Annotated in this window: 7 protein-coding genes and 1 pseudogene; 1 reads left to right on the top strand and 7 read right to left on the bottom strand. The window is 72.5% G+C overall.

Annotated elements, in window-relative coordinates; all coding sequences use genetic code 11:
• Window positions 1–191: 191 nt before the first annotated feature.
• The 6 genes from DJ75_RS15000 to trxA form a co-directional block, all read right to left on the bottom strand.
• On the bottom strand, window positions 192–920 hold the full coding sequence (locus DJ75_RS15000) for a CPBP family intramembrane glutamic endopeptidase (protein WP_094525232.1): 729 nt from the start codon (window positions 918–920) through the stop codon (window positions 192–194).
• Window positions 921–1,035: 115 nt separating this feature from the next.
• Window positions 1,036–2,325, bottom strand: coding sequence for a glucose-6-phosphate isomerase (locus DJ75_RS14995; RefSeq protein ID WP_094525231.1), 1,290 nt, complete (start codon window positions 2,323–2,325; stop codon window positions 1,036–1,038).
• A gap of 63 nt (window positions 2,326–2,388) precedes the next feature.
• The gene (locus tag DJ75_RS14990; RefSeq protein WP_094525230.1) at window positions 2,389–3,489 is read right to left on the bottom strand and encodes a DoxX family protein; all 1,101 of its coding nucleotides are present in this window, start codon (window positions 3,487–3,489) and stop codon (window positions 2,389–2,391) included.
• A 96-nt stretch (window positions 3,490–3,585) separates the two neighbouring features.
• Window positions 3,586–4,146 carry a class I SAM-dependent methyltransferase gene (locus DJ75_RS14985; protein WP_094525229.1) on the bottom strand — a complete coding sequence of 187 codons (561 nt, stop codon included), beginning with the start codon at window positions 4,144–4,146 and terminating at the stop codon, window positions 3,586–3,588.
• 84 nt (window positions 4,147–4,230) lie between these two features.
• Entirely contained in the window at window positions 4,231–5,385 is a 1,155-nt protein-coding gene (locus tag DJ75_RS14980) for an aminotransferase class V-fold PLP-dependent enzyme (RefSeq protein ID WP_254921683.1), read from the bottom strand.
• Window positions 5,386–5,727: a thioredoxin gene (gene trxA / locus DJ75_RS14975; protein WP_094525228.1), complete on the bottom strand. Its 342-nt coding sequence runs from the start codon at window positions 5,725–5,727 to the stop codon at window positions 5,386–5,388.
• Between the two features lie 140 nt (window positions 5,728–5,867).
• Here trxA and DJ75_RS14970 point away from each other — a divergent pair, with 140 nt between their 5' ends.
• On the top strand, window positions 5,868–7,175 hold the full coding sequence (locus DJ75_RS14970; RefSeq protein WP_094525227.1) for an AGE family epimerase/isomerase: 1,308 nt from the start codon (window positions 5,868–5,870) through the stop codon (window positions 7,173–7,175).
• Between the two features lie 34 nt (window positions 7,176–7,209).
• Here the strand turns inward: DJ75_RS14970 and DJ75_RS14965 are convergent.
• A pseudogene (locus DJ75_RS14965) lies at window positions 7,210–7,475 on the bottom strand (sulfite exporter TauE/SafE family protein); the annotation flags it as partial.

The following is a 7,475-nucleotide window of genomic DNA, read 5'->3' as shown; positions in this document are numbered from 1 at the left end:
CAGCCGTGAGGCGGTCGGAGGGGACGCAAGGACCGCAGCGAGGGAGCGCCAGCGACTGAGCGAGGACCACAGCGAGCGTGCGACCGCCTCACGGCTGGGGCTTTGGAGATGTTCGTCGATGATCTGCGGTCAACCACATACGACCGAGCGGCTGGGGATTTTGGAGCGTTCCCATCAGCGGCGGCGACGTCTCACAGCGACTGCGCGAGGAGCACGACGTAAATGACGGCGTTGTAGACGCCGTGCGCGAGGCCCGGCACCACCACGTTCTCCGTGCGCTCGTAGAGGACCCCGAGCACCGCGCCGAGCACGACGACGACGGCGACGTACGCCCACCGCTGGCCGGGGCTCCCCGAGACCGAGGGCAGGTGAACCAGCCCGAACGCGAGGCTGGCGAGCAGGATCGCCGGGGCCGCGTCGAACGCGCGCCGGAGCCCGCCCTGGACGACGCCCCGGAACAGGGCCTCCTCGACCGGTCCGACGACGAACAGCGAGACGGCGACCATGACGAGGTAGTACGTCACCGGGTCGCCGTCTGGCACGACCGCCTGGTTCTGTCCGGTCGTGAGCCCGATCTCCCCGAGCACGAACAGCGCGCCGTACTGGAACGCGAACAGGGCGAGCCCGCCGCCGAGGACGAGCCCGGCGTCCCGGAGCGTCGGCCGGGAGACGCCGACGAGCCCCCACTGGTCGGTGATCGCGAGGTAGCCGACGACCGCGACGAGGAACCCGACGAACTGCAGCAGGGTCCGGAACACCTGGAGGCCGGTCGTCCCCTCACCCACCAGCCCGAGCGAGACGGCGAACTCGGAGACGGGCGTCGTCACCGCGCCGGCGACGAGGAGCGCGAGGAGGACCGCGAACGCCGCGCTCGCGAGACGGAGGACGCTGTTCATCGGTTCGGGCGGCGTCTCGCTCATCGGCGGTCGTACGGGTCGGGGGGGTTTATCGGCACCGGAAGGCGAACTGCGTCGCGTCGGCGTCGGTGAGCGACGTGGCGGCCCGCGACGCGCCGGCGCGCAAGTCCCCGCCGCCTCACCGCTCGACGCGCAGTTCCCGCTTGTCGGTCACGGCGTCGGCCTCGGGGAAGTCCCCGCCGCCGAGCAGCCCGCGAGCCGCCTTCTTCCCCCACTCGACCGCGGGCTGGGTGAACGTCGAGACGCTCGCCAGCTCGCCGTACAGCACGCAGGCGGCCTCCATCCCGTAGAGGAGCTCGCCGAGGCTCCGCTCGCCGACGCCGTCGATCTCGACGCGGACGTTCGGCACGTCGGCGGCCGCGAGGCTCGCCTCGGTCGCCTCGAACTCGGCGTCCAACAGCTCCCCGAGCGACGAGCCGCCGAGGTACGCGAGCCCGTCGAGGTCCGTCTCGGGGATCGGCGTCTCCGCGCGTTCGGTCGGGCGGATCAGCGACACGAGCTTGTCCGGCGGGCCGGCGCGGTATAACTGGAGCTGAGAGTGCTGGTCGGTCGCGCCGAGCGCCCGCGCGGGGGTCTGGCCGAGCCCGTCCTTGCCGAGGCTCTCGGCCCACAGCTGCGCGAACCACTCCGCGAACGTCTCCAGCGACTCCGCGTACGGCATCACGGCGTTCGTGAGCGCGCCGCGCTCCGCGAGGGCGTACGTCGCCGCGCCGTAGGCGTACGCGGGCGTCTCGAACAGCGAGCCCGACAGGGCCGCCATGCCGTCGCGCCCGCCCGCCAGCACGGCCTCGACGTCGTGGCCCTGCAGCGCCGGCACCGCGAGCCCGACCGTCGAGAGCGCGGAGAAGCGCCCCGGCACCCCGTCGGGCACGTCGAGCGCGGGGAGGTCGTGGTCGTCGGCGAGCGCCCGGAGGTTCCCCTCTTCGCCCGTCGTCACGAGGGTGCGCTCGGTCCAGTCGACGCCCGCCTCCGTCATCGCCTCGCGGACGACGAGGAAGTTCGCGAGCGTCTCCGCGGTCGTCCCGGACTTCGAGACGACGTTGACGACGGTGTCGGCGAGCGGGAGCCGGTCGAGCAGCGCGTCGACCGCGTCGGGGTCGACGTTGTCGAGGAAGTACGCGTCCACGTCGCTCTCGAGGGCGTTCGCGATCGTCGCCGCGCCGAGCGCGCTCCCGCCGATCCCGACCGTCAGCACGGCTTCCGGGCGGTCGAACCGGTCGGTCGCCGCCCGGATCGCCTCCGCGTCGGTCGTCTCCGGCAGGGTCAACGCGGCGTAGCCGAACTCGTCTCCGTCCATCCCGGCGTCGATCCGGTCGTGCGCGTCCGCCACGCGCTCGTCGAGGCGCTCCAGCGTCTCGTCGGTGAGTCCGGGCGTCGTCTCCAGTGCGTTGCCGAGGTCGACGTTCATACCTCCCTACGCGGGCGACCGAGTCTTAAAACCGGTCCTCTGCTCGCCGACCGCCCTCTCCCCTCAGTCGGCCGGGATGACCGCCTCGTCGTCGTCGAGCGCCGGACGGCCGAACCAGTGGTCGAACGCGAGCGGCCCGGAGCCGAGCGTGAAGACGGCCGAGGCCATGCCGAACAGCGCGACGTGGGCGAGGACGGGGTCGTCGGGGAGCCCGAACAGCGTCGTCGTGAACAGCACGAACGAGAGCGCGGCCGCGCCGCGGGTGAAGAAGCCCGCGATCAGCGCGACGCCGACAGCGATCTCCGTCACCCCGGCGCCGACGACCCACAGTCCGGCGTCGACGGGGACGACCGACGTGAGGCCGTACTTCTCGACGACGAGCAGCGCGCTCCCGGGGTCGGCGAGCTTCTGAATCAGCCCGAGGTAGACGAACGAGATCCCCATTCCGACCCGGAGCACGGTCGGAACGTACCGCCGTAGCGGGGCGGTCGACTCGTCCAGGAACCCCTTCAGGTGATGGACGGGATCGATCCGACCGTAGTACGACCCCGGCGTGCTCGCGACCTCCAACAGCATGTCGTCGGCGCTCGGCCGGCCGCCGCCGAGGATCGCAAGCGCGACGAACACCGGGACGTACTCCACCGCGAGGACGACGATCGGGTCGACGGCGAGGAACACCCACGCGTAGGTCAACAGCCCAACCGTCGAGACGATCCGGGTCGCGAGCCCGAAGAGGAGACAGAAGCCGAGCCCGATGAACAGCACCCGGAGGAGCGGGCTCGCCCCGGTGTCGAACGAGAGCGTCGGCGCGAACAGGTACCCTTGGAAGCCGGCGCCGACGAGCGGGAGGCCGACGGCGAGTCGCAGCATCCACGCGACGAGGTCGCCGTAGCTGGCGAGCTTCTCGCGGAGGACCACGACGTCGACGATCGTCGGACGCACCCACAGGTACGCCGCGATCCCGGCGGTCACGAGGAGGCCGGACCCAGCGAACAGCGCCGCGTTGAACGGGTCCGAGAGCACCTCGGCGGTGAACGCCACCGCGTCGATGGGATCGCCCGACCCCTCGGTGACGTAGTCGACGTGGGCGGCCGCCGGCCGCGCGGCGAGGGTCGCGACCAGTGCGAGTGCGACGATCGCGACCGAGCGGGAGCGAACGGACATACCTCGTCTAAGGGCCGGACGCACCTAACGGTATTTCTTCACGGACGTTCGCGAGCGACCGCGAGACGGCGATTTCGCGGCCGCGACGGCCGGCGCCTACGGCGCCCGGGCCACGACGCCGAACGTCTCCGTGCGCGTCGATTCGGAGACGACTTCGAACCCGGCCGCCTCCAGCGCCGCCACCGCGTCGGCGGCGGCGAAGCGCTCGTCGGTCGGGGGGCCGCCGTCGCCGTCGCCGTCGGCGCTCCAGTCGAAGGTGACGAGGGACCCGCCGGACCGGATCGTCCGCGCGAGCTCCGCGAGCGCCGCGTCGCTCGCGAACTCGTGGTACGTCATCGTCGAGAAGGCGGCGTCGAGCTCGCCGTCCGCGAACGGGAGGTCCGCCACGTCGCTCACGACGAGTTCGACGTTCTCCGGCACGCCCTTCTCGCGGTACCGGTCGTGCATCTCGGGCTGCACGTCGACGCCGTAAACCGTCTCGGCGTGCGGCGCGACGTCGTCGGTGTAGAACCCGGTGCCGCTGCCGAGGTCGGCGACGACCTCGACGTCGGCGGCCGCGAGCGGACCGACGAGCTCCTCGGCGGACACCCAGCGGTACCGGACTTCCGGACGCTCCAGCTCCGACGCTCGGTCGACGTCGAACGTGTGAAAACCCATGCGAGGCCTTGAGCGTCGAGTGTGAAAACGAGTCCGGTCCGCCGGACCGCGATCGTCTGCGGACCGCGCGACGGCCCGCCGCCGTCACCACTCCGCGGCGAGCGCGTCGACCAGCCGGTCGACCTCGGACTCGGTCGAGACGGCGTGGATCGAGGCGCGGACCGCGTCCGGGTGCGGCAACGAGCGCACGACGATGTCCCGCTCCGCGAGCCGCTCGACCGTCGCGTCGGGGTCGTCGACGTCGACCGTGACGAGCCCGCTCTCGAACTCTCGGGGGCTCAGGAGTCGGTCCTCGGGGACGCCCTCCTTGAACCGGTCGGTGAGCGTCTCGATCCGCGACTCGATCGCGTCGAGCCCGACCGCGTCGATCGCGTCGAGCGCCTCGCTGAGGCCGACGTGGGCGGCCGCGGTCGTCGAGCCGACCTCGAACCGCTTCGCGCCCTTCTTGTACTCGATCTCGTCGGCGTTCGGGTCGTCGACGCTGCGGTACCCCACGGTCCGCGGCGCGAGCCCGACGGCGGTCTCGCGGTCGACGTAGAGGAAGCCGGCGCCCCACGGCCCGAGGACCCACTTGTGGCCCGCGGCCGCGACCGCGTCGGCCCCCCACGCCGAGACGTCCAACGGGCCCTGTCCGGGCGACTGGACGGCGTCGACGAGGGTGAACGCGCCGGCCTCGTTCGCGACTTCGACGAGCTCGGTCACGGGGAGCCGCGTCCCGTGGGTCCACGTGATCGCGCTGAAGCAGACGAGGCGCGCGTCGGCGACCGCCTCGGCGTACTCCTCGCGGTCGACTCGGCCGTCTTCGGTCTCGAGGACGCGGACCTCGACGCCCTCGCGTTCGAGCCGCTTCCACGGGAGGACCCCGGCCGGGTGTTCGAGGTCGGTCCGGACGACGACGTCGCCGGGCTCCCAGTCGATCGCGCCGGCGATCCGGTTGATCCCGTCGGTCGTGCTCTCGGTGAGGGCGATCTCCTCGGGCTCGGCGCCCACGAACGCGGCGATCCGCTCGCGAACCGACTCGTACGTCTCGAAGGCGTGGCCGTACGGATCGGTCGTCGCCGAGCCGTACTCGTGGTCGGCGATGAACCCGGCGGCGGCCTCGACGACGTACTCCGGGCTCGGGCCGTGCGCGCCGAAGTTGAAGTACGCCGCCTCACCCAGCGCCGGCACGTCGGCGCGCAGCTCTCGGTGCGTCATCGCGTCGTCTCGGGTCAGCACCTCGCCGTCGAGGTCGGCCATTCAGGCTGCGTGCTCCGCGACCGCGTCGGTCAGCACGTCCTCGGTCTGGGCGCCGACCATGCGGTCGGCGAGCTCGCCGTCGGCGAAGACGAGCAGCGTCGGGATACCCTGCACGCCGTACTCGCCCGCGAGCGACTGGTGGACGTCGACGTCGACCTTCAGGACGGCGGCGTCGGTGTCCGCGGCGACCGCCTCCACGGCGGGCTCCATCATCCGGCACGGGCCGCACCAGTCGGCGTAGAAGTCGACGAGGACCACGCCGTGCTCGGCGACGAGGTCGTCGAACTCGTCGGGGTCGGACAGCTGGATCGGCTCCGCGGGAACGGATTCGGTTGAACTCATACCCACAGGTACGCCTCCAGCGGTGATAATAGTTTTGGGTGTTTCGTACAATATCGTGTGGAAGAGTGTCACCGAGCGGACCGGTCGGGAGACGCGACCGCCGACAGCCATTTTGCGCTGACGCGTCCTCGTTGCACTCGATGACCGACGCGAGCCCGACCGACGCGACGTCAACCGACGCCGAGCGCCGGGCGCGGTCGCACCGTGCGCGGCTGCTCGCGACGCTGCGCGTCCAGTACCCGGACGCGCTCGCCGACCGCGGCTACCGGCTTCTCCACCCGGAGACGGGGGATCCCTACACCGGCGACCGGCGACACTTGGTCGCGACCTGCCGGTCGGCCGCCAACTTCGCGCTCGGCGCCCTCGCGGACGGCCCGGACTGGTGCGTCCCGGCGGCCGAACACGGCCTGACGTTCCTGCGCGAGGCCCACCGGAGCGACGACGGCGGCTATCGGCTCGTCGTCACGGCCGACGGCGACCCCGTCGACCGCACCCGATCGGCGTACGGCCACGCGTTCGTCCTGTTGGCGTACGCCCGCGCCGCGGAGGCCGGGATCGACGGCGCCCGCGAGGGGGTCGCGGCGACGCACGCGCTGATCGAGGAGCGGTTCCGCGACGACGCCGGGCTGCTCCGGAGCGACTGCGACGCCGAGTGGACCGAGGTAGAGCCGTATCGCGGCCAGAACGCGAACATGCACGCCTGCGAGGCGTACCTCGCCGCCTACGAGGCGACGGGCGAGGACCGGTACCTCGACCGGGCGCGCCGAATCGCCGAGGCGATGACGGTCGATCTGGCCGCCGAGACGGGCGGGCTCCTCTGGGAGCACTACACCCCCGAGTGGGAGCACGACTTCGGATACAACGCGGACGAGCCCCGCCATCAGTTCCGCCCACCGGGGTACCAGCCGGGTCACCACGCGGAGTGGGCGAAGCTCCTCGCGCTCCTCGACCGGTACGACGCCGACGGGCCGGGGGGCGCGGGAGGCGCCGTCGATGCCGACGGCCCTTCCGGCGACGCCGACGGCGGCACCGACGGCCCTTCCGGCGACGGCTGGGACGAGCGCGCCGCCGAGCTGTTCGACGCCGCCGTCGATCACGGCTGGACGGAGAACGGGTTCGTCTACACCCACGCCGCCGACGGGGCTCCGCTCGTCGAGGACCGGTACGGCTGGGCGCTCGCGGAGGCGATCGGGGCGGCCGCGGCGCTCGCGGAGCGGGCGGCGGCGCGCGGCGACGCTGACGCGGCCGACGGGTTCCGCCGCTGGCACCGCCGACTCGCGGTTCGGACGGACCTGTACCGCGGGCCGGCCGGCCTCTGGTACGAGAAGCGGCTCCCGTCGGACGCCGACGGGGACCTCGTCGCGCCGGAGCCGCCGGGCGTCGAGCCCGACTACCACCCCGCCGGCGCGTTCTTCGAGAGCTGGCGGTCGGCCCGGCGAACGCCGTGAGGCGCCGGGCCGGGGCGCTCGCGGGTCGGTCCCGTTACGCTGACGGTGCGGCGTCGCGACCCCCGCGGACCGCGAGCGCGCCGTGGTAGAGGATGACGGCGCAGACCAACAGCGCCGAGCCGATCAGCAGGACGAAGCTGACTCGGTCGAGGACCGGCATCGCCAGCCACGCCGAGACTTCGCCGAGCGCGACGGCGAGACTCGCGACCAGGAGCATGAGCCCGAAGTAGACCGTCACGTCGTCCTCGTCCACGTACGCGGTCGCCCCGGAGCCGATCCGGGCGCCGAGCGCGCTCCCGA

Origin of the sequence: Halorubrum sp. Eb13 (genome assembly GCF_002252895.1) — an archaeon.
In the GTDB taxonomy this organism is placed as follows: domain Archaea; phylum Halobacteriota; class Halobacteria; order Halobacteriales; family Haloferacaceae; genus Halorubrum.
Note: the sequence above shows the minus strand (reverse complement) of the source record. Positions and strands in the feature narration are given on the sequence as shown.